Origin of the sequence: Mycetocola manganoxydans, assembly GCF_003667545.1 — a bacterium.
Lineage (GTDB): Bacteria > Actinomycetota > Actinomycetes > Actinomycetales > Microbacteriaceae > Mycetocola_A > Mycetocola_A manganoxydans.
On record NZ_RCUV01000005.1, the window covers coordinates 245,442 to 266,470 of the forward strand.

Here is a 21,029-nt window from a genome sequence, read left to right on the forward strand (position 1 = left end):
GGATTGGAGAATAGAGGTCTGTTTGCGGCCGCTGGTTACACCGGAACGGCGTCGGACGGGCCACGAGTCTGCATCAAGTCTACGACCTCCCGGGCTGCTTCAGCCACGGAGCCGTTAACGACCCGGTAATCGAACTCATTCTGGGCCGCCAATTCGAGCTTTGCGGTGCGCAGGCGCCGCTCGCGCTCCTCCTCGTCTTCGGTCCCCCGCCCGACGAGCCGGCGGACGAGTTCGTCCCAGGTCGGCGGCAGCAGGAACACGAGAGTCGCCTCGGGCATGACCTGACGCACCTGGCGGGCGCCCTGGATGTCGATCTCGAGAAGAACGCTGTGTCCACGACGGAGGGCCTCGTCGATCGGTTTGCGCGGCGTTCCGTAACGGTAGGCGTTATGAACGGTGGCGTACTCGAGCAGTTCGTTCGCATCGACGAGCCGGTCGAATTCGGCGTCGTCGACGAAGAAATAGTTCACACCTTCGACTTCACCCGGTCGCGGCCGACGGGTGGTTGCGGAAACCGAGAGCAGAACGTCCGGGTAGTTCTCCCGGATGTAGGTGGCGACGGTCCCCTTGCCGACGGCCGTGGGACCGGCAAGCACAACGAGCCTGCTCTTGCGCCTGCCTCGGTTGCGTGCCTCTCGCTCGATGATGAAGCTCCGCAGCCGCACACGCTGGTTGTGGCCGAGTCCTCCGATGCGCTTCGCCGGAGAAATGCCGAGGTCTTCGAGGATCCGGGTGAGCTTGGTTCGCCCGATCGCCGGCACGCTGAGCAGGAAATCGGTGACCCGCATCCTGCCTGCGACGCCGTCGGGGTGGTCGAGTCCGTCATCGAGAACGGACAGCGCTGTCGCTTCTCCGGCGGCGATGGCGTTCTTCAGCGCTGCTCGTGCGCGGCGGGCTTCGACGGCGGCACGGGATGCGGCGACGCGGTCGACCTCTGGGGGTGTGCGGTCGGTTGGTTCAGGCACTGGCCCGTCTCACTTCTTCTGCTCGGGCGGTGATGGCCTGGCGGATGCCGTCCGGCCCTGTGGCGAGGATCGCACGCGATTCGGAGACGATGACGCCGTCGGCGAGATCCCCGTAGATTCGAGCGAGGTCGTCGATGGACGCTCCCTGGTGGCCGAAACCGGGTGCAAGGACCGGAGGCGCGGGAACGGGGACGGGACCGAGCCCGAATCCGTCGAGGTCGAGCGTGGCCCCGAGAACGACACCGACGCTCCCGAGCGGGCCGTCCGCGTGCGCTTTGTTCCACGTGGTCACGTCGTCGAGAATACTCCGCGAGAGGGTCGCGCCGGAGGCCAATTTTGCCTGCTGACCGGCGACACCTTCAGGATTGGATGTGGCAGCAAGGACGAAGATTCCTTTCCCGGTGCGGTGAGCGAGTTCCATCGGTCCGCTCAGGGCTCCGACGCCCTGGAACGGATTGAGGGTGACGGCATCGGATTCGAGTGGTGAGCCCTCCGCGAGCCACGTCTCGCCGTACGCGTCGACGCTCGAGCCGACGTCTCCCCGCTTCGCGTCGGCGATGACGAGGATTCCCGCATCGCGGGCGGAACGGATCACTGTTTCAAGCGCCTCGAATCCGCGGGATCCGAAGCGTTCGAAGAACGCGACCTGTGGTTTGACGATCCCTGCCTGTCCTGCCGCAGCGTCGACGACGCGGAGACCGAACTCGCGGGTGCCGGCGGCGGTGTCGTCGAGCCCCCACTCGCTCAGCAGCCACGAGTGGGGGTCGATGCCGACGCACAGCCGGCCGGGGCCAGCGAAGACCCCGGCCAGACGGTCGGCGAAGCTGGCGGTCATGCCCGCAGCGCCCGGTCTCCGGCGTACTCCTGGAGTGAGCGAACGGTGAACCCGTTGCGGACGGCCTCGATCGAGGCCACGGCGGCCGTGAGCTCGGCGATCGTCGTGAACAGCGGTTTGTCTTCGGCGACGGCTGCCGCTCGGATCTCGTACCCGTCGGCCCGGCCAGAACGCCCCGATGGCGTGTTGATGACGATGTCGACCTCGTGACGGTTGATCAGTTCGACGATCGACGGCTCGCCGAGTTCTGACTCGTTGCCCTCGCTGAACTTGCGGACCGTGCGGGCGGAGATCCCGTTCCGGTTGAGGATCTCGGCGGTGCCTTCCGTCGCGAGGATGTCGTACCCGAGCTCCTGGAAACGCAGGATCGGCAACACGATCGACCGCTTGTCACGGTCGGAGACCGAAACGAACACGGTCCCGGTCTGCGGGATGCCTCCGTATGCGGCGGTCTGGCTTTTCGCGAAGGCGCGGGGGAAGTCATGGTCGATTCCCATCACTTCTCCGGTGGAACGCATTTCGGGGCCGAGGATCGAGTCGACGATCCGGCCGTCCTTGGTGCGGAACCGCTTGAACGGCAGCACGGCTTCCTTGACGGAGACCGGTGAGTCCATCGGCACGCGTGATCCGTCGACCGGCGGGAGCAGTCCGGAATCCTTGAGCTCCGCGAGGGTGGAGCCCGTCATGACGAGCGCCGCGGCCTTCGCGAGCGGGATTCCGAGCGCCTTCGACACGAAGGGAACGGTGCGTGACGCCCGCGGGTTCGCCTCGAGCACGTACAGGATGCCTGCGCCGATCGCGAACTGGACGTTGAGGAGCCCCTGTACGCCGATGCCCTGTGCGATGGCGAGCGTCGCCTCACGGACCCGGTCGATCTGGGCGCGGCCGAGCGAGATGGGCGGGAGGGTACAGCTCGAGTCGCCGGAGTGGATGCCGGCCTCTTCGATGTGCTCCATCACGCCGCCGATGTAGAGCTCGGTGCCGTCGTAGAGCGCGTCGACGTCGATCTCGATCGCGTCGTCGAGGAACCGGTCGACGAGAAGCGGATGCTGGGGGCCGATGATGCCCTGTCCTGCCATCCGGTCGAAGTAGTCCCTGAGCGATGCGCTGTCGTAGACGATCTCCATTCCGCGGCCGCCGAGCACGAAGCTCGGGCGGACGAGGACCGGGTAGCCGATGTCCTCGGCGATCGTGACGGCACCCGTGACCTCGGTCGCCGTGCCGTTCTTCGGCGCGAGGAGACCGGCATTGTCGAGGATCTGTGAGAACTCCCCGCGCTCCTCGGCGAGGTTGATCGCCTCGGGACTGGTTCCGAGAATGGGAATTCCGGCGGCCTTGAGGCCGGCGGCGAGCCCGAGGGCGGTCTGGCCGCCGAGCTGGACGACGACGCCGACGAGTTCGCCCGCCTGGCTTTCCGCGTGGATGATCTCGAGAACGTCCTCGAGCGTCAGCGGCTCGAAGTACAGCCGGTCGCTCGTGTCGTAGTCGGTCGAGACCGTCTCCGGGTTGCAGTTGATCATGATCGTCTCGAACCCGGCGTCGCGGAGGGCGAACGATGCGTGGACGCACGAGTAGTCGAACTCGATTCCCTGACCGATCCGGTTCGGGCCTGACCCCAGGATGACGACCTTGCGGCGATCGGACGGAACGACCTCGGTCTCCTCGTCGTAGCTCGAGTAGTGGTACGGAGTGAGCGCGGGGAACTCGCCCGCGCAGGTGTCGACGGTCTTGAAGACAGGACGCACATCGAGGATGTGGCGGACTTCGCGGACTTCGGCCTCGCCGAAGCCGCGCAGCTGACCGATCTGGACGTCGGAGAAACCGTGGTCCTTCGCCGTCGTGAGGACGTCGGTGTCGAGGCGGTCGGCGGTGCGGATGTATTCCGCGACGTCGTTGATGAGCACGATCTGGTCGAGGAACCAGGGATCGATCTTCGTGGCGGCGAACAGCTGCTCAGGGGTCGCGCCGAGACGCAGCGCCTGCTGGACGACAACGATGCGCCCGTCGGTGGGAACCGCGGCGATTTCGAGGAGCTCGTCGACCGAACGGGTCTCTTCGCCCCAGTGGAAGCTCGATCCCCGCTTCTCGAGCGACCGCAGCGCTTTCTGGAGAGCGGTCGAGAAGTTACGGCCGATGGCCATCGCCTCGCCGACCGATTTCATGGTCGTCGTGAGTGTGGCATCCGCCGCAGGGAACTTCTCGAAAGCGAACCGGGGAACCTTGACGACGACGTAGTCCAGCGTCGGCTCGAAGCTTGCCGGCGTCACCTTGGTGATGTCGTTGGGGATCTCGTCGAGGTGGTAACCGATAGCGAGCTTCGCGGCGATCTTCGCGATCGGGAATCCGGTCGCCTTCGACGCGAGCGCGCTCGAACGAGACACCCGCGGGTTCATCTCGATGACGATGATGCGGCCGTTCGCCGGGTCGATGGCGAACTGGATGTTGCAGCCGCCGGTGTCGACGCCGACGGCGCGGATGATGTCGATTCCGATGTCGCGGAGCTTCTGGTATTCGCGGTCCGTGAGTGTGAGTGCGGGCGCGACAGTGATGGAGTCGCCCGTGTGCACGCCGACCGGGTCGACGTTTTCGATCGAGCAGACGACGACCGTGTTGTCAGCGGTGTCGCGCATGAGTTCGAGCTCGTATTCCTTCCAGCCGGTGATCGACTCCTCGAGAAGGACCTCGGTCGTCGGGCTCTGGTGCAGACCATCGGTGACCATACGGATGAGTTCTTCGCGCGTGTATGCAAAACCGGAGCCGAGACCGCCCATGGTGAAGGACGGCCGGATGACGAGCGGGTAGCCGAGCTGCTCAGCGAAGTCGATGGCCTCGTCGACGGTGTGGGCGATGAACGACTTCGCCACGTCTGCGCCGCATTCGAGCACGAGTTCCTTGAAGATCTGGCGGTCTTCGCCCTTGTTGATGGCCTCGAAGTTCGCGCCGATCAGTTCGACGCCGTACTTTTCGAGGATGCCGTGCTCATGCAGCTCGATCGCTGCGTTGAGGGCCGTCTGCCCGCCCAGGGTCGGCAGAATGGCATCCGGTTTCTCCTTCGCGATGATCGTCTCGAGGACCTCCCAGGTGATCGGTTCGATGTAGGTGGCATCGGCGAAATCGGGATCGGTCATGATCGTCGCCGGGTTCGAGTTCACGAGGATGACGCGGACGCCCTCTTCGCGGAGGACGCGGCAGGCCTGCGTGCCCGAGTAGTCGAATTCGGCCGCCTGGCCGATGACGATCGGGCCTGAGCCGATGACAAGGACACTGGAAATGTCGTCGCGCTTGGGCATTAGTTGTTGTCTCCTGCTCGGTTGGCCTTGTTCGAGATCACCAGGTCGCGGAAGCGATCGAAGAGGTGGTTGGCGTCGTTCGGGCCTGCGGCCGACTCCGGGTGGTACTGCACGCTGAATGCCGGGATGTCGAGGCAGGCGAGGCCTTCGACGACCTGGTCGTTGAGGCTGTAGTGGCTGACGGTGACACGGCCGAATCCCTCGGGCGAGTCGTGCTCGCCCTCGATCGGCAGGTCGACGGCGAAGCCGTGGTTCTGGGAGGTGATCTCCACCCGCCCTGTCGCCTTCTCGAGGACGGGTTGGTTGATGCCGCGGTGGCCGAACGGCAGCTTGTATGTTCCGAAGCCGAGTGCGCGGCCGAGAAGCTGGTTTCCGAAGCAGATCCCGAAGTACGGCAGGTCGGCCCGGAGGGCCTCGCGGAGCAGGGTGACGTGAGCGTCGGATGCAGCGGGGTCGCCGGGTCCGTTCGAGAAGAACAGGGCGTCCGGGTTGAGTGAGAGTACGTGTTCCGCCGTGACGTTCTGCGGCAGAACGAGGACGTCGAAACCACGCTCGGACAGGTACTTCACTGTCGAGGTCTTGATGCCGAGGTCGAGCACGGCCACGCGGCCGATCCGCTCACCCTGGGCGGGGACCTCGTACGGGTCGATCGTCGAGACGTCGTGGGAGAGGTTCCTGCCCGCCATCCCCTGACCCTGACGGACCTGATCCAGCTGCTCGCCATCGGAAAGGTCGACGTATTCACCGGAGAAGATGCCGGCTCGCATGGCGCCCTTCGAGCGGATGTGCCGCGTGACGGCGCGCGTGTCGATGTTGCTGATCCCGACGATTCCGTTGGTGGTGAGGTCGTTGTCGAGACTGTCCTCGGCGCGGAAGTTCGAAACCACGCGGGAGGGGTCGCGCACCACGAATCCGGCGACCCAGATCTTCTTCGACTCCATGTCATCGGCGTTGACGCCGGTGTTGCCGATGTGCGGGGCGGTCATCAAGACGATCTGACCGGCGTAGGACGGGTCGGTGAGGGTCTCCTGGTATCCGGTCATGCCGGTGGAGAACACAGCCTCGCCGAGGGTCCTGCCGGCGGCGCCGTATGCGCGGCCCCGGTAACGGCTTCCGTCCTCGAGGACGAGGACCGCTGGGGTTGCATCGCCAAACGTCGAGCTGCTCATTATTTCTCACTCTCAGTGGTGGAGTCGGAGTGCCCGGCCGGAGCCGGGGCTGTCAGGGAGGTCAGGGCCGAGAGGACCGACCGGTTCCGGGTGGGGTCGATGACGCGGAAGTAACTGTCGACGTCGATGTCGCCCCAACGCCACTGCAGGGCGATGAGGCCGTCGGATTCGACGACGCGATCGATGGTCCAGGTCGCCGTCGATGCTGACCGCAGGCTCGCGGCCGGGAGGAAAACGGGGTCCTGGGCGGGGATCGCCAGGACAACGCCTTCCTCGGCGACGGTCAGGTCGGCGTTGGCGCGGAATCCGAGGCCGCGGATCGCGAGCCGTTCGAGTGGCTGTCCGGCGCGCGTTGTCGCCACGTACAGAACACCCGTCGTGAGGGTGGGATGGATTCCTTCGGCGGGAAGCGGGGAGCCGGCGACACCTGCGTCCCGTCTCGAGCGGGCACGCCAGGCGATCCACATCCCGAGGAGCGCGACGACGAGGATCGTCAGGACGACCACCGTGGGGACGAGCCGATCAGACATGCGCTGCCTTCTGCGACGCTGCCCCGACCTCGTCTGAGGGGCGGAGCATCCCGTCGAGGACAGTTGCCGCGCCATTGTGGAAGGTGGCGAGAACCCGGCCGGGAAGGGTGCGGCCGATGTAGGGAGAATTGACACCCTGACCGGCAAGATCCGCCGTGCTGAAATCGCGGCTCGCGTTCGGGTCGTAGAGGGTCACCTGAGCGCTGGCGCCGGCGACGATCCCCTGGCCGTGGCTTGAGATCCGGCCGATCGCTGCCGGTGCACTCGACAAGACGCGCGCGACATCGGCCCAGCCGAGCTGATCGGTTTCGACGACGGAGGCGTGGACGACGCTGAGCGCAGACTCGAGGCCGACCATGCCGTTCGCTGCCGCATCCCACTCGCAATCCTTGCTCTCGACCGGATGCGGAGCGTGGTCGGTGGCGACGATGTCGATGGTTCCGTCCGCGAGGGCCTCGCGCAGGGCGAGAACGTCCTCCCGACGACGGAGCGGCGGGTTGACTTTGTACCTGGCGTCGAAGCTGCGGACCAGTTCCTCGTCGAGCAGCAGATGGTGCGGGGTGACCTCGGCGGTGACGCGGATGCCACGGGCCTTCGCCCAGCGCAGGACGTCGACGGAGCCTGCGGTCGAGACGTGACAGATGTGCAGTCTGCTGCCGACGTGCTCGGCGAGAAGAACGTCGCGCGCGATGATCGATTCTTCGGCGACGGCGGGCCACCCGGTGAGTCCGAGTTCTCCCGAAACAGCGCCCTCGTTCATCTGGGCGCCGACGGTGAGCCTGGGCTCCTGTGCGTGCTGCGCGATGACGCCGTCGAACGACTTCACGTATTCGAGGGCACGGCGCATGAGCACCGGGTCCCAGACGCACGAGCCGTCGTCGGAGAAGACCCGGACGCGGGCTCGGGAGGCGGCCATGGCGCCGAGTTCGGCGAGACGTTCGCCGCCGAGTCCGACGGTGACGGCTCCGATCGGTTGAACGGTGGCGTAGCCCGATTGTTCACCGAGCGAGAGAACCTGTTCGACGACGCCTGCGGTGTCGGCAACCGGGGAGGTGTTCGCCATGGCGAACACGGCGGTGAAGCCGCCGGCGGCGGCTGCCCGCGTTCCGCTGAGCACGGTTTCGCTCTGCTCGTAGCCGGGTTCACGGAGGTGGGTGTGCAGGTCGACGAGGCCGGGAAGTGCAACGAGGCCGTTCGCGTCGATTCGCTCGGCACCCGCAGCGGACAGTCCTGTGCCGAGTTCGGCGATGAGACCGTCCTTCAGCAGGATGTCCGTTCGGCTCCCGTCGGGAAGCGCGGCGCCTGAAATCAGGTACGTTGTCGTGGACATTTCTCAGTTCTCCCGATCGCCGGAAAGCAGCAGGTACAGTGCGGCCATCCGCACGGAAACACCGTTGGTGACCTGTTCGCGCACGGTTGACATGGGCGAGTCTGCGGCAGCAGCGGATATTTCGAGGCCCCGGTTCATGGGCCCGGGGTGCATAACAATGGTAGTCGGCTCCAGACGTGCGAGTCGCCCGTCGCCGAGTCCCCACCGTCTCGCGTACTCCCGGGTGTTCGGGAAGAAGGCGTCATGCATCCGTTCTGCCTGGATGCGGAGCATCATGACCACGTCGGGTCCCGCCGTGATGGCCTCGTCGAGGTCATACCCGACGGTTACCGGCCACAGGCGCGTGTCGACAGGGACGAGGGTCGGCGGGGCGACGAGGGTGACCGTCGCTCCGAGTGTGGTGAGGAGCCACACGTTCGAGCGGGCGACCCGCGAGTGCAGGATGTCTCCGACGATGGTGACCGACAGGCCGTCGAGGCCTCGGCCGCGGGACGCGTCACCGTGCACGCGCTTGCGGATCGTGAAGGCGTCGAGGAGGGCCTGCGTCGGATGCTCGTGGGTCCCGTCGCCCGCGTTGAGGATTCCGGCGTCGATCCAGCCGCTCGTCGCGAGGGTCTGCGGAGCTCCGGATGCGGGGTGGCGGATGACGACCGCATCCGCTCCCATCGCCTGGAGAGTCTGGGCCGTGTCCTTGAGGCTTTCGCCCTTGGAGACGCTTGACCCTTTCGCGCTGAAGTTGATGACATCGGCGGAGAGCCGCTTCGCTGCCGCCTCGAACGAGATCCGCGTGCGGGTGGAGTCCTCGAAGAACAGGTTGACGACCGTCTTGCCCCGCAGCGTCGGGAGTTTCTTGACTTCGCGCTGCTGCGTGTCTGCCATGTCTTCGGCGACGTCGAGGAGCCGGATGGCCCCCTCCCTGCCGAGGTCGCGGGTGGAAAGCAGGTGACGCATCAGCCGGCCGCCGAATCGATCGAGACGAGGTCGGCGCCGTCGAGCTCCGCCAGCCGCACGTTGATGCGCTCGGTCTGCGCGCTGGGAAGATTCTTGCCGACGAAGTCCGGGCGGATGGGAAGTTCCCGGTGGCCGCGGTCGACGAGAGCTGCGAGCCGGACGGCCCGCGGCCGACCGAAGTCACCGATGGCGTCGAGGGCGGCGCGGATGGTTCGACCCGAGTACAGCACGTCGTCGACGAGTACGACCGTCTTCCCGTCGACCCCTGAGGCGGGAATCCGCGTCGGGGACGGAGTGCGGGTCGGATGCTTCGCGAGATCATCGCGGTACATCGTCACGTCGAGCGATCCCGCTTCGATCGGGGTCTCCGTGATGCCGGAGATGATGGCGGCGATCCGGTCGGCGAGGATCACGCCGCGAGTGGGGATACCCAGGAGAACGAGGTTCTCTGCACCTCGGTTGGATTCGATGATCTCGTGTGAGATGCGAGTCAGAGCCCTGGTGATATCAGCCTGCTGAAGTACGACTCGCGCACTCATGCTGACTCCCTTCTCCGTCTCTCTGGACGGCGTTAAAGGTTGTCGATTTGTTCGAGCCTACCAGCCGGCGGGTCGTCGACCCGCGGGAAGGACTTCGGCGCTCACCGCGTTACAGTGCGATGTGACCCCGGACTCCCCTGCCTCGACCCTCACGCCCTCTCCTGTCACGGTCGATGTCGTCGTGATCGGTGCCGGCCAGGCCGGACTGTCCACCGCCTATCACCTGCAGCGCAGGGGTTTCGTGCCCGCTGGTGCATCACGAACGGATGCGCCCAGCTACGTCGTCCTCGATGCCGAGGACGGACCCGGAGGGGCCTGGCGGCATCGCTGGAAGAGCCTCGTGATGTCGACGGTGAACGGGATCAGCGACCTGCCCGGCATCCCCAAGCCGGACGTGGACCCGGCTCAGCCGAGCTCCGAGTTCCTCACCGGGTACTTCGGCGCGTACGAGCGGGACCTCGGTTTCGCCATCGTCCGGCCCGTGCGGGTCAGGACCGTTTCCCGGGAAGACGCGAACCCGGCTGGGCGACTGCTGGTGGAATCGGACGCCGGAAGCTGGTCCACCCGTGCTGTCGTCAACGCCACGGGCACCTGGACCCGACCGTTCTGGCCGCTGTATCCCGGGCAGTCGGCGTTCACCGGCAGACAGCTGCACGTCGCCGACTACGTCTCGGCTGGGGAGTTTCGGGGCGAACACGTCGTCGTCGTCGGTGGCGGAATCTCCGCCGTCCAACTGCTCGATGAGATCTCCCGCGAAACCACGACGACGTGGTTCACCCGGCGCGAACCGGTCTGGCGGGATGCCGAGTTCGATGCGGCGGCGGGGTCCGCCGCGGTGGCGCTCGTCGAGGAGAGGGTGCGGAAGGGCCTGCCGCCCGCCAGCGTCGTCTCCGTCACGGGGTTGATCTGGACGCCGGCGCTCCGTGCCGCGGCGGATCGCGGCGTGCTGGAGCGGCATCCGATGTTCACGGCGATCGAGCCGACCGGGGTGCGACTGGCCGACGGCGGATTCCAGGCCGCCGACGTGATCCTCTGGGCGACCGGGTTTCGCGCGGCGCTCGACCACCTCGCTCCGCTGCATGTGCGCTCCCCCGGGGGCGGCATCGTCATGGACGGCACCGCTGTCGCCGCAGAACCGCGCGTGCACCTCGTCGGGTACGGTCCGTCGTCGTCGACGATCGGAGCGAACCGGGCGGGGCGTGCGGCGGTTTCGGGGATCATCCGGCTGCTTGATGCCGCGGACGCAAAAACGCCCGCCGGCACGGGGGTGCGTTAGCGGGCGTCGTGCGGTCGACAGCTCGTCAGCCGTTAGCCTGAGCGATCTTTCCGAGGAGTCCGTTGACGAAGCCGGCCGAGTCATCGGTCGACAGCGTCTTGGCTGATTCAACCGCTTCGTCGATGGCGACGGCCGCGGGGATCTCGTCGTTGAACAGGACCTCCCAGACGCCGATCCGGAGAATCGCCCGATCGACGGCAGGCATCCGCGCGAGGGTCCAGCCCTGCGCATAGGTCTCGATCTGCTCGTCGATCTCTTCGGCGTTGTCGATGATGCCGTCGACGATGTCGCGGGCGTAGAGCCAGGATGCCTCGCGCTGCGGTTCGCTCGATGCGCGCTGGGCTTCGACCGTCAGGGCGTCGCGCAGGGAAAGGTCGCGGAGGTCGGCACCATAGAGGATGTCGAGAGCCCGTTTACGGGCTTTGCTGCGGGCGCTCACTAGTCGTTGACGCGGCCCATGTAGTCACCGGTGCGGGTGTCGACCTTGACCTTGGTGCCCTGTTCGAGGAACAGCGGAACCTGGATCTCGTAGCCGGTCTCGACGGTCGCGGGCTTGGTTCCGCCGGTCGAGCGGTCTCCCTGGAGGCCGGGCTCGGTGTACGTGATCTCGAGGACGACGGATGCCGGAAGTTCGACGTAGAGCGGGTTGCCGTTGTTGAGCGCGATCGTGACGGCCTGGTTCTCGAGCATGAAGTTCGCCGCGTCGCCGACGATGGTGCCTGGGACGGTGAGCTGGTCGTAGTCGGCGACGTCCATGAAGACGTACGAGTCACCGTCGTTGTAGAGGTAGGTGAAGTCGCGGCGGTCGACGTTCTCGATGTCGATCTTCGTGCCCGCGTTGTAGGTGCGGTCGACGGTCTTGCCAGAGACGACGTTCTTCAGTTTGGTGCGAACGAACGCGCCGCCCTTGCCCGGCTTGACGTGCTGGAATTCGATGACGTTCCAGAGCTGGCCGTCGATGTTGAGGACGATTCCGTTGCGGATGTCGGCGGTAGATGCCATGAAGAGGGGGTTCCATTTCAGTGGGAAGAGGGTTGGCCCGACGGGGCCATCGGAGAGAGTTTACCTGCCGCACCGGCGCTCACCAAAGGCGCGGCTGCCCCGGAGGTCAGTCGAGGCGGGTGATCGCCGTCAGAGCGAGCCGGTAGGAATCGAATCCGAAGCCGGCGATGACTCCGGTTGCGACGCCGGAGATGACGCTCGTGTGCCGGAACGCCTCGCGCGCGTGAGGATTCGAGATGTGCACTTCGACGAGCGCGAGGCCGGCCTTCGGAACGAGCGCTGCGGCATCCCTCAGTGCATAGCTGTAGTGGGTGAACGCCGCTGGATTGAGGATCACCGGTGTGCCGGAATCCACCGCCTCGTAGAGCCAGGAGATCAGTTCGGCTTCGTCGTTGGTCTGGCGCAGGTCGATCGTCGTACCGTCGGGAGCGTCCGCCTCGAGAATGCTGCGGAGATCGTCGAGGGTGCCGCTCCCGTACACGTCCGGCTCACGAGAACCCAGTCTGCCGAGGTTGGGGCCGTTGAGGACGAGAACCGATGCCGAGGTCATGAGCCGATCTCCTGGTATGCCGCGAACAACAGCGCGGTTTCGGGGCCGGCGAGGACCGTCGGCTTGGCGATGTCGTCGAGAACGATGAAGCGCAGCATTCCGGCCCGCGCCTTCTTGTCGCGCTGCATCGTTGCGAGCAGGGTGTTCCAGCGGCCAACCGGGTATTCGGTGGGCAGGTCGAGCGAATCGAGGATGCTCCGGTGCCGGTCGGCGACGTCGTCCGGGAGCCGCCCGGCCAGTCGCGACAGTTCCGCGGCGAACATCATCCCGACCGCGACGGCGGCACCGTGGCGCCACTGGTAGCGTTCCGCATGCTCGATCGCGTGACCGAGGGTGTGTCCGTAGTTGAGGATCTCGCGGAGTCCGCCCTCCTTGAAATCTTCGCTGACCACCCGGGCCTTCAGGGCGATGGACAGTTCGACCACCCGGCGGAACGCGTCGGTTGCCGGGTTCGTCACCGCGTCGACATCGGCTTCGATGATGTCGAGGATCTCGGGTTCGGCGATGAATCCGCACTTCACGATCTCCGCGAATCCGGCGAGGATCTCGTTCCTCGGCAGCGAGTCGAGCAGCTCGAGGTCGACGAGGACTCCGGCGGGAGCGTAGAACGCGCCGACGAGGTTCTTGCCCTCGTTGGTGTTGATGCCGGTCTTGCCTCCGACGGCCGCGTCGACCATCCCGGCGACGGAGGTCGGGACCTGGACGAGGCGGACACCGCGCAACCACGTCGCCGCGACGAAACCGGCGACGTCGGTCGTCGCTCCCCCACCGAAGCCGATCACGGCATCCGTCCGGGTGAAATCGGCCTGGCCCATGATCTGCCAGCAGAACGCGGCGACCTCGACCCTTTTGCCTGTCTCGGCGTCGGGGATCTCGGCGAGGAGCACCTGGTACCGGCCGGCGAGGCTCTCCCGCAGCCGTTCTGCCTTCTCGGCCAACGTCGGCGGGTGCACGAGCAGGATCTTCGCGACGTTGTCGCCGAGCATCGCGGGCAACCGGTCGAGGATGCCACGGCCGATCTCGATGTCGTATGCGTCGGTTCCGGTGACCCGGACGGTCGTGATCTCGGTCATGAGTGTCCTCTCGCCCAGTCGGCGATTCGTTCGGCGATGCGTTCGATGGGTTCGCTCGATGTGTCGAAGCTGACGGTCGCCAGGCGTTCGTAGATCGGGCGGCGGTCGTCGTAGATGCGCTGCCAGTCGCCCGTTCCGTTGGCGAGCAGCGGGCGTTTGTCAGTGCGAATCCGGGCGGCGACCGCTGCTGCGGTGACGGTCAGCAGGACGACGGTTCGGTCTGCGAGATCGCGCTGGGTGTCCGGGTGAAGTACGGCGCCTCCTCCGAGCGAGACCACGGCGTCCTCGGCGAGGGCAGCCTGCACGGCGTCACGCTCGAGCCGACGGAATGCCGGTTCACCCTGCTCGGCGAAAATGCCGGTGATGGGCCCGTATTCGGCGACGATCCGTTTGTCGGTGTCGACGAATGGAACCGCAAGCGATCGCGCGACCCGGCGACCGATCTTGGTTTTGCCTGCCCCCATCGGCCCGATCAGGACGAGGGGAAGCGGCACCGAGGGAGCGCTCACGAGAATTGCGACGTCGATTCGGTTGCGGTTCGCAGCCCGGCCGGAATGGCGGCGAGGTACGACTGCAGGTTGCGCCGGGTCTCATCGATCGAGTCTCCGCCGAACTTCTCCAGCACGCTGTTGGCGAGCACGAGGGCGACCATCGCTTCTGCGACGACTCCCGCGGCCGGAACGGCGCAGACGTCTGAACGCTGATGGTGGGCACCGGCGGCTTCACCCGTCGTGACGTCGATCGTTCGCAGGGAGTGGGGAACCGTGGCGATCGGCTTCATGCCTGCGCGGACCCTCAGGACCGTCCCGGTGCTCATGCCGCCCTCGGTGCCTCCTGCTTTGTCGCTCGAGCGGACGATCTCGTCGTTGATGGCGAAGAGTTCGTCGTGGGCGGCCGACCCGCGGCGGGTCGTGGTGAGGAATCCGTCACCGACTTCGACACCCTTGATGGCCTGGATACCCATGAGCGCCTGGGCGAGCTGGCCGTCGAGGCGACGGTCCCAGTGCACGTGGGAACCGAGCCCGGGCGGCAGGCCGTAGGCGAGGACCTCGACGATGCCCCCGAGCGTGTCACCGTCCTTCTTGGCAGCGTCGACCTCGGCGACCATGCGTTCAGACGTGGCCGGGTCGAAGCAACGCAACGGGTCGGTATCCAGGACGTCGACGTCTGCCGGGGTGGGGAGTGCGGCGTCCTCCGGAACCCTGATGGGTCCGATGGAGAGGGTGTGGCTGACGAGGGTGATGCCGAGTTCGGCGAGGAATCCCCGCGCGACGGCGCCGAGCGCCACCCGCGCGGCGGTCTCGCGGGCGCTTGCCCGTTCGAGGATGGGCCGTGCCTCATCGAAGTTGTACTTCTGCATCCCGACGAGGTCGGCGTGTCCTGGCCGGGGTCGGGTCAGCGGGGCGCTGCGGCCGCGTGACTTCTCGGTTTCCTCGACGGGTTCCGGGTTCATCACCTCGACCCACTTCGGCCACTCGGTGTTCCCGATGCGAACGGCGACCGGGCTTCCGAGGCTGTAACCGTGGCGTACGCCGCCGGAGATGTTCAGCTCGTCCTGCTCGAACTTCATGCGTGAGCCGCGGCCATAGCCGAGCTTCCGGCGGGCGAGGTCGGCGCGAATGGCGTCGAGAGAGACGGGGACGCCGGCGGGAAGACCCTCGACGATTGCAATGAGTTCCGGGCCGTGAGACTCTCCGGCAGTGAGCCAACGAAGCATGGCTCTATCCTTCCACAGCCCCCGGCCCCGCTCGGACGACCGGTGCTTTGTGTCAGACGGCCGGCTGGCCGCTGTCGTCGAGACCGACGGATGCCTGCATCGCCGCGAGGACGGCGTCCTCACCCTCGAGAGGGGTGTGCGGGTCGTTGGTGGCGAAGATCCTGATCTGGATGAGCGCCTGGTGCACGAGCATCGAGAGTCCGTTCGCGACTGGACCACCGGCATCCGTCCACCTGGTGGCGAGGTCGCTCGGCCAGGGATCGTATGCGACGTCGAGCAGTGCTGACGTAGCCAGGACGCTCGCCGGATAGGCGACAGGGGCGGGCGAACCGCCCGGGAGCGTGCTGATGACGAGCTCGGGTGCCGGGAGGTTGTGGACTCGGTCGAAGTGGGCAATGTCGACGGCGAGGCCTGCCAGGTGGCCGAGGTCCGTCAGCGCCGATGATTTTCCGGGACTGCGCGCGAGGATCGTGACGGATAACGCGCCGAGTTCAGCGGCAGCGACGAGAGCGCTGGCTGCCGTCGCTCCCCCGCCGAGAATGTGCACGTGTGTCGCTTCGGTCACGCCGACGGCGGCGAGGGCCCGGGTGATTCCGGCCACATCGGTGTTGTAACCGAACAGTGTGCGATCGTCACCGCTGCCCGTGAACCGCAGCGTGTTGACGGCGCCGGTGAGTTCGGCCATGGCGTCGCGGCTGTCAGCCAGTTCCCACGCCGCGGACTTCAACGGCATCGTGAGGGACAGTCCACGCCATTCCTCCCCCAGCCCCGACACTGTTCCGGGCAGGTCGCTCGCGACGACGTCTCGCGAGCCGTACTCCCAGTCGAGTCCGAGAATCCGATACGCGGTGCGGTGAAGTACCGGGGATTTCGAATGCGCGATCGGCGAACCGAAGACCGCGAGGTGATCGGACATCAGCAGCCCTTGTCTGGGTTCTCCGCGCACCAGGTCCGCAGTTGCTTCACCGCGGCGTCGTGTTCGTTGACCGTCGTCGTGAAGATGGTTTCACCCGTGTCGAGGTTGACGGTGACGAAGAACAGCCACGGGCCGTCTGCCGGTGACATCGCAGCTTTGATCGCGGTATCCCCCGGGCTTGCGATCGGGCCGACCGGCAGCCCGGTCCTCTGGTAGGTGTTCCAGGGGTTGTCGGACTCGAGTGCTTCCTTCGACGACCACACCGAGCCGGACTTGGCGGTGTCGGTGTATTGCGCCGTCGAATCCATCTCGAGCTTCATGTCGATCGCGAGGCGGTTCTGGATGACGCGGCTGACCTTGTAGAAGTCGTCCTCGAGCCTGGCCTCGCGTTCGATGATCGACGCGATGGTGAGGATGCGTTCGCGGTCAGCGGGAGGCACGCCCGCGTCGTCCAGCGACGTGATCGTGCGGTCGACGAGGATCTGGATGACCTGCTGGGCGCTGAGTCCCGGATCGAAGGTATAGAGCGCCGGGAACAGCCAGCCCTCGATCGATACAGCCTCGGCGGGGACGCCGTAGATCGTCGGGTCAGCGACGGCGGCTTGGAACTCCTCCACCGGGATCTCTGTTCCTGCAGACAATTCAGCCAGGATCTCCGGACCGGTGATGCCCTCGCGGAGCAGCACAGTGCGTTCGATCTTGTTCTTGGGGTCGAGCAGGGCGGTGAGAGCGGACTGAGCGCTCATCTTCTTCGCCAGTTGATAGACGCCAGGGTGGAAGACCGGTTCGGACGGCTGCGTGATGAGCAGCTCATAGAACGCCTCGGTGGTTTTCGTCACCCCGCTGTTCTTGAGGGTTCGTGCGATGTCGGTCCCCGTGTCACCCTCGGAGATCGACACGAGAGCTTCGCCTGAGCCGTCACCCTCGTAGTCGATGGGTTCCTGCCAGCCCATCACCGAGCGGATCTGCGGTTCGAACGTCTTCCAGACATAGAACCCGCCGCCTCCGATACCTCCGACGAGCACGAGAACGAGGAGCGCGGCGAGCCAGCCCGACTTCTTGCGTTTCTCACGGGGTGGGTAATCCGCCGCCGCTGCCCGCCTCGCGGCACGGCTCGGCTTCGCGGAGGGCTCATCCTTTCCCGGGGTTGAGGATTCCGCGGGGATCGCCGGTTCCTGGGCGTCGGTCGGCTCACCAGCGGTCTTCGCAGCGCGCTGTCGCGCTTCGCGCCTGGAGGAGGGAACCGGTCCGGGCTCGGCGCCGGACGCGGGCGGCGCGCCCTGTTCCGGCGTTGCCGGCTCGGATCCGAAGATGGCGTCGAACGCATCATCGCGCGGCGTCTTATCAGTCACGTCCTAGAGTCCTTCGTTCGTGCCGACGAGCCTGCCGGGCGGCAGCGCGCTCCCGCGCTCGGCATCGAGGGCATGTTGCAAGATTATGACGGCTGCGATTTGGTCGACAATGTCCCTCGACCCTTTTTGCTTCCGACCGGAGGTCCGGAGCGCGGAATGCGCGGAGACCGTCGAGAGGCGTTCATCGACGAGCCGGACCGGGATGGCGGATGCTGCAGCCAGCGCGTCCGCGAACGCGACGGCATCCGCTGTGGACGCCGTGTTCGCGCCGGACAGCGCGAGGGGAAGGCCGACGACGATCTCGACCGGCTCGAGGTCGGCTGCGATGTCGAGGATGCGACGGATGTCCGCGTCCCCGGTCGCTGCGCGGGGAACCGTCTCGACCGGCGTCGCGAGCATCGCGTGAAAGTCCGACCTCGCGACACCGACGCGGGCTTTACCCACGTCGATGCCGAGGCGGACTCCCGTGCGCACGCCGGTCACGCCTCGCGGGCGACCGCGTCGACGACGGCGGAAAGCGCTGCAGGAACGGCGGCGGCATCCGACCCGCCACCCTGGGCCAGGTCGTCCTTGCCTCCACCGCCTCCACCAAGAATTCCTGCGGCGATACGGGCGAGTTGGCCCGCCTTCGCTCCGAGCGTCCTGGCGGAATCGTTGGTTCCAACGATGACGATCGGCCGGTCCTTGACGGTGGCGGCGAGGGCGACGACGGACGCGTTCGAGCCGAGTCGCTCCCGCACACCGGTCACGAGCTGGCGCAGGTCGTCTGCGGATGCAAGGGTGCCGAGGTCTTCGGCCACGATCCGGTACTGACCGCCGTCACGGGCTTTCGAAACGAGGGACGGGATTCGTTCGCTCAGCTGGCGTGCCTCGAATGACTGGATCTTCTTCTCGGCCTGTTTGAGGCTGGCGACGAGCTCGGCGATTCGCTCGGGAAGCTGCTCCCTTGGTGTCTTCAGAGACGACGTCAGCTGCGACACGATCGCGCGTTCTGCGGCGAGTTCACGGAAGGCTTCGAGGCCGACGAGGGATTCCACTCGGCGGTTCGTCGAACCGACACTCGACTCGCTGACCAGGTTGATCATGCCGATTTCGGAGCTGGATGCCACGTGGGTCCCTGCGCAGAGTTCGCGCGACCATGGCCCACCGATGTCGACGACGCGGACGACGTCGCCGTACTTCTCGCCGAACAGGGCCATGGCGCCGAGTGACTTTGCTTCGTCGAGCGGGAGTTCGCGTGTGACGACCTCGAGGTTGTTCCGGATGGCGTTGTTCGAGACCTCTTCGATCTCCGATCGCGTCTCGGCTGACAGTCCGGAGTTCCAGGTGAAGTCGAGCCGCAGGTATCCGGCCTTGTTGTATGAGCCCGACTGGTGCGCGTTTGGGCCGAGGATCTGGCGCAGCGCAGCGTGGATGATGTGGGTGCCGGAGTGGGCCTGCTTCGCTCCACGGCGGTAGTCGGAGTCGACCACGCTTCGGGCGAGGTTCCCGACTCCGACTTCTCCGCGGGCGACCTGGACCTTGTGGCTGATGAGTCCCTTGACCGGTTTCTGGACGTCGAGGACCTCGAGTTCGAACCCGTTTCCGACGATGAGTCCCTGGTCGGCTTCCTGACCACCGGATTCGGCGTAGAGCGACGTCTCCGCGAGGATCACTTCGGCGATGTCACCGGCGACGGCGGTGGTCACCGAGTGTCCGCCCACGATGAGGCCCAGGATCCGGGACTCGGTTTCGAGTTCGGTGTAGCCGGTGAAGACCGTTTCGCCCTGGGCACGGAATCCGCTGTAGACAGAGAGGTCGGCGAGGGCGGTCTTCTTCGCCTTCGCGTCCGCCTTCGCCATCGTGCGCTGCTTCGTCATGAGGGCGTCGAATGCGGTGCGGTCGACGGACAGCCCGGCTTCTTCGGCGATCTCGAGAGTGAGGTCGATCGGGAAGCCGTACGTGTCGTGCAGGAGGAACGCCGTGTCCCCCGGCAGCCGGGTGCTTCCGGTGTCCTTCGACTTGGTGACGGCTAGGTCGAGGATCGTCGTGCCGCCTGCGAGCGTGCGGAGGAACGTCTCCTCCTCGCCGAATGCGGCCTGCGAGATCCGCCCGTAGTCGTGCTCGACCTCGGGGTAGGAGGACTTCATGGCGTCGCGGGAGACGGCGAACAGCTCGGGGAACGACGGGGCGTCGACGCCGAGCAGGCGCATGGCGCGGACGGTGCGCCGCATCAGGCGGCGCAGGATGTAGCCGCGCCCTTCGTTGGACGGGGTGACGCCGTCGCTCATGAGCATGAGCGAGCTGCGCACGTGGTCGGCGATGACGCGCATCCGTACGTCGTCGGTGTGGTCGGCCCCGTAGCGGCGGCCGGAAAGGTCGGCGGCGCGGTCGAGGACAGGACGGATCTGGTCGATCTCGTACATGTTTTCGACGCCCTGCTTGAGGAAGGCGACCCGCTCGAGTCCCATTCCGGTGTCGATGTTCTGCTTCGGCAGGTCGCTCACGATCTGGAAGTCCGTCTTGGAGCGGACGTCGCCGATGAGGTACTGCATGAAGACGAGGTTCCAGATTTCGACGTACCGGTCGTCGTCGGTGGCGGGGCCTCCGTCGGCGCCGTATGCCGGTCCTCTGTCGAAGAAGATCTCCGAGCAGGGCCCGGCCGGTCCCGGCTGTCCGGTGTGCCAATAATTGGTGTCTTCGCCGAGGCGCTGGATCCGTTCGTCGGGGAGACCGGCGATCTTCTTCCACAGCGCGATGGCTTCGTCGTCATCCTTATAGACGGTGACCCAGAGGTCTTTCTCGTCGAATCCGTAACCACCGGCGCTTTCGGCAGAGGTCAGAAGCTCCCACGCGTAGCTGATCGCGCCCTCTTTGAAGTAGTCACCGAACGAGAAGTTGCCGTTCATCTGGAAGAAGGTGCCGTGACGCGGGGTCTTGCCCACTTCCTCGATGTCGTTCGTTCGGATGCACTTCTGCACGCTGGTCGCGCGCGGGTAAGGCGCTGGGACGAGGCCGGTGAGGTACGGCACGAACGGGACCATTCCGGCCACGGTGAAGAGCAGTGACGGGTCGTCGGAGACCAGTGAGGCGGAGGGGACGACGGTGTGGCCACGCTCGGCAAAAAAATCTAGCCAGCGCTGGCGGATATCAGCGGTCTTCATGGGTCCGTTCGAGGGAGTCGGTGGCGCCTGGCGGCGCTGGTCAGTTCTTGTTGCTGAGGTCGCCGAGCGTGTCTTCAGCGTTTCGGGCGATGTCGTCGATGGCGTCGCGAAGCTCGGCCTCGCGCTCCTTGTATGCGTCTGCGACGGTGTCGCTGAACTCTTTGAGCTTGAGGTCCAGGTCGGCAAAGAATTCCTTGCCGCGCTGGGTCTTGTTGATCTCGTGAGCGACAACAAAACCCGCGCCGATGCCTGTGATCAGCCAGAGCAGGTTCTTCATAGGGGCCTCCATAACGGTGGGGCGGATGCTTCCAAGCTATTCATCCTATCGGGCGGAACCTCTCGTCCCGCCGCTGCAACGAAGAACGGGGCCGCGGCATAAGCCGCGACCCCG

The 21,029-nt window shown here is 66.2% G+C and carries 20 protein-coding genes; 1 reads left to right on the forward strand and 19 read right to left on the reverse strand.

What is annotated here, in order from left to right; all coding sequences use genetic code 11:
• Nucleotides 1-35: 35 nt before the first annotated feature.
• From gmk to pyrR, 8 genes are read right to left on the reverse strand one after another with little or no spacing between them, the layout of a single operon-like run.
• On the reverse strand, nt 36-965 hold the full coding sequence (gene gmk, locus D9V29_RS05125) for a guanylate kinase (RefSeq protein ID WP_229790349.1): 930 nt from the start codon (nt 963-965) through the stop codon (nt 36-38).
• Nucleotides 958-1,800, reverse strand: coding sequence for an orotidine-5'-phosphate decarboxylase (pyrF, locus tag D9V29_RS05130; RefSeq protein ID WP_121672242.1), 843 nt, complete (start codon nt 1,798-1,800; stop codon nt 958-960). The genes gmk and pyrF overlap by 8 nt, the downstream gene beginning before the upstream one ends.
• Entirely contained in the window at nt 1,797-5,090 is a 3,294-nt protein-coding gene (gene carB / locus D9V29_RS05135) for a carbamoyl-phosphate synthase large subunit (protein WP_121672243.1), read from the reverse strand. Before carB ends, pyrF begins: the two co-directional genes overlap by 4 nt.
• Nucleotides 5,090-6,259, reverse strand: coding sequence for a glutamine-hydrolyzing carbamoyl-phosphate synthase small subunit (gene carA / locus D9V29_RS05140; protein ID WP_121672244.1), 1,170 nt, complete (start codon nt 6,257-6,259; stop codon nt 5,090-5,092). The genes carB and carA overlap by 1 nt, the downstream gene beginning before the upstream one ends.
• Nucleotides 6,259-6,789, reverse strand: a complete 531-nt coding sequence (locus D9V29_RS05145) for a PH-like domain-containing protein (RefSeq protein ID WP_121672245.1) — start codon at nt 6,787-6,789, stop codon at nt 6,259-6,261. Before D9V29_RS05145 ends, carA begins: the two co-directional genes overlap by 1 nt.
• Nucleotides 6,782-8,119: a dihydroorotase gene (locus tag D9V29_RS05150; RefSeq protein ID WP_121672246.1), complete on the reverse strand. Its 1,338-nt coding sequence runs from the start codon at nt 8,117-8,119 to the stop codon at nt 6,782-6,784. The genes D9V29_RS05145 and D9V29_RS05150 overlap by 8 nt, the downstream gene beginning before the upstream one ends.
• Before the next feature lie 3 nt (nt 8,120-8,122).
• Entirely contained in the window at nt 8,123-9,070 is a 948-nt protein-coding gene (locus D9V29_RS05155) for an aspartate carbamoyltransferase catalytic subunit (RefSeq protein WP_121672247.1), read from the reverse strand.
• On the reverse strand, nt 9,070-9,609 hold the full coding sequence (gene pyrR / locus D9V29_RS05160) for a bifunctional pyr operon transcriptional regulator/uracil phosphoribosyltransferase PyrR (RefSeq protein WP_121672248.1): 540 nt from the start codon (nt 9,607-9,609) through the stop codon (nt 9,070-9,072). The genes D9V29_RS05155 and pyrR overlap by 1 nt, the downstream gene beginning before the upstream one ends.
• 121 nt (nt 9,610-9,730) lie before the next feature.
• Between pyrR and D9V29_RS05165 the strand changes: the two genes are divergently transcribed.
• Nucleotides 9,731-10,885, forward strand: a complete 1,155-nt coding sequence (locus tag D9V29_RS05165; protein WP_229790348.1) for an FAD-dependent oxidoreductase — start codon at nt 9,731-9,733, stop codon at nt 10,883-10,885.
• 25 nt (nt 10,886-10,910) lie between these two features.
• On the opposite strand, the gene nusB is transcribed toward D9V29_RS05165, so the two are convergent.
• The 11 genes from nusB to D9V29_RS05220 form a co-directional block, all read right to left on the reverse strand.
• A complete protein-coding gene (gene nusB / locus D9V29_RS05170; RefSeq protein ID WP_121672250.1) occupies nt 10,911-11,324 on the reverse strand; it encodes a transcription antitermination factor NusB in 414 nt (137 codons plus the stop codon).
• Entirely contained in the window at nt 11,324-11,887 is a 564-nt protein-coding gene (efp, locus tag D9V29_RS05175; protein WP_121672251.1) for an elongation factor P, read from the reverse strand. The genes nusB and efp overlap by 1 nt, the downstream gene beginning before the upstream one ends.
• A gap of 106 nt (nt 11,888-11,993) precedes the next feature.
• A complete protein-coding gene (locus tag D9V29_RS05180; RefSeq protein WP_121672252.1) occupies nt 11,994-12,437 on the reverse strand; it encodes a type II 3-dehydroquinate dehydratase in 444 nt (147 codons plus the stop codon).
• Nucleotides 12,434-13,510, reverse strand: a complete 1,077-nt coding sequence (gene aroB, locus D9V29_RS05185) for a 3-dehydroquinate synthase (RefSeq protein WP_121672253.1) — start codon at nt 13,508-13,510, stop codon at nt 12,434-12,436. Before aroB ends, D9V29_RS05180 begins: the two co-directional genes overlap by 4 nt.
• A complete protein-coding gene (locus D9V29_RS05190) occupies nt 13,507-14,019 on the reverse strand; it encodes a shikimate kinase (protein ID WP_229790347.1) in 513 nt (170 codons plus the stop codon). The genes aroB and D9V29_RS05190 overlap by 4 nt, the downstream gene beginning before the upstream one ends.
• Nucleotides 14,016-15,227, reverse strand: coding sequence for a chorismate synthase (aroC, locus tag D9V29_RS05195; RefSeq protein ID WP_121672254.1), 1,212 nt, complete (start codon nt 15,225-15,227; stop codon nt 14,016-14,018). The genes D9V29_RS05190 and aroC overlap by 4 nt, the downstream gene beginning before the upstream one ends.
• A gap of 52 nt (nt 15,228-15,279) precedes the next feature.
• Nucleotides 15,280-16,143: a shikimate dehydrogenase gene (locus D9V29_RS05200; protein ID WP_121672255.1), complete on the reverse strand. Its 864-nt coding sequence runs from the start codon at nt 16,141-16,143 to the stop codon at nt 15,280-15,282.
• Entirely contained in the window at nt 16,143-17,495 is a 1,353-nt protein-coding gene (gene mltG / locus D9V29_RS05205) for an endolytic transglycosylase MltG (RefSeq protein WP_229790346.1), read from the reverse strand. Before mltG ends, D9V29_RS05200 begins: the two co-directional genes overlap by 1 nt.
• Nucleotides 17,496-17,498: 3 nt before the next feature.
• On the reverse strand, nt 17,499-17,969 hold the full coding sequence (gene ruvX / locus D9V29_RS05210) for a Holliday junction resolvase RuvX (protein WP_121672345.1): 471 nt from the start codon (nt 17,967-17,969) through the stop codon (nt 17,499-17,501).
• A 5-nt stretch (nt 17,970-17,974) separates the two neighbouring features.
• Nucleotides 17,975-20,638: an alanine--tRNA ligase gene (gene alaS, locus D9V29_RS05215; RefSeq protein ID WP_121672256.1), complete on the reverse strand. Its 2,664-nt coding sequence runs from the start codon at nt 20,636-20,638 to the stop codon at nt 17,975-17,977.
• 40 nt (nt 20,639-20,678) lie between these two features.
• Nucleotides 20,679-20,915: a hypothetical protein gene (locus tag D9V29_RS05220; protein ID WP_121672257.1), complete on the reverse strand. Its 237-nt coding sequence runs from the start codon at nt 20,913-20,915 to the stop codon at nt 20,679-20,681.
• Between the last annotated feature and the right edge of the window lie 114 nt (nt 20,916-21,029).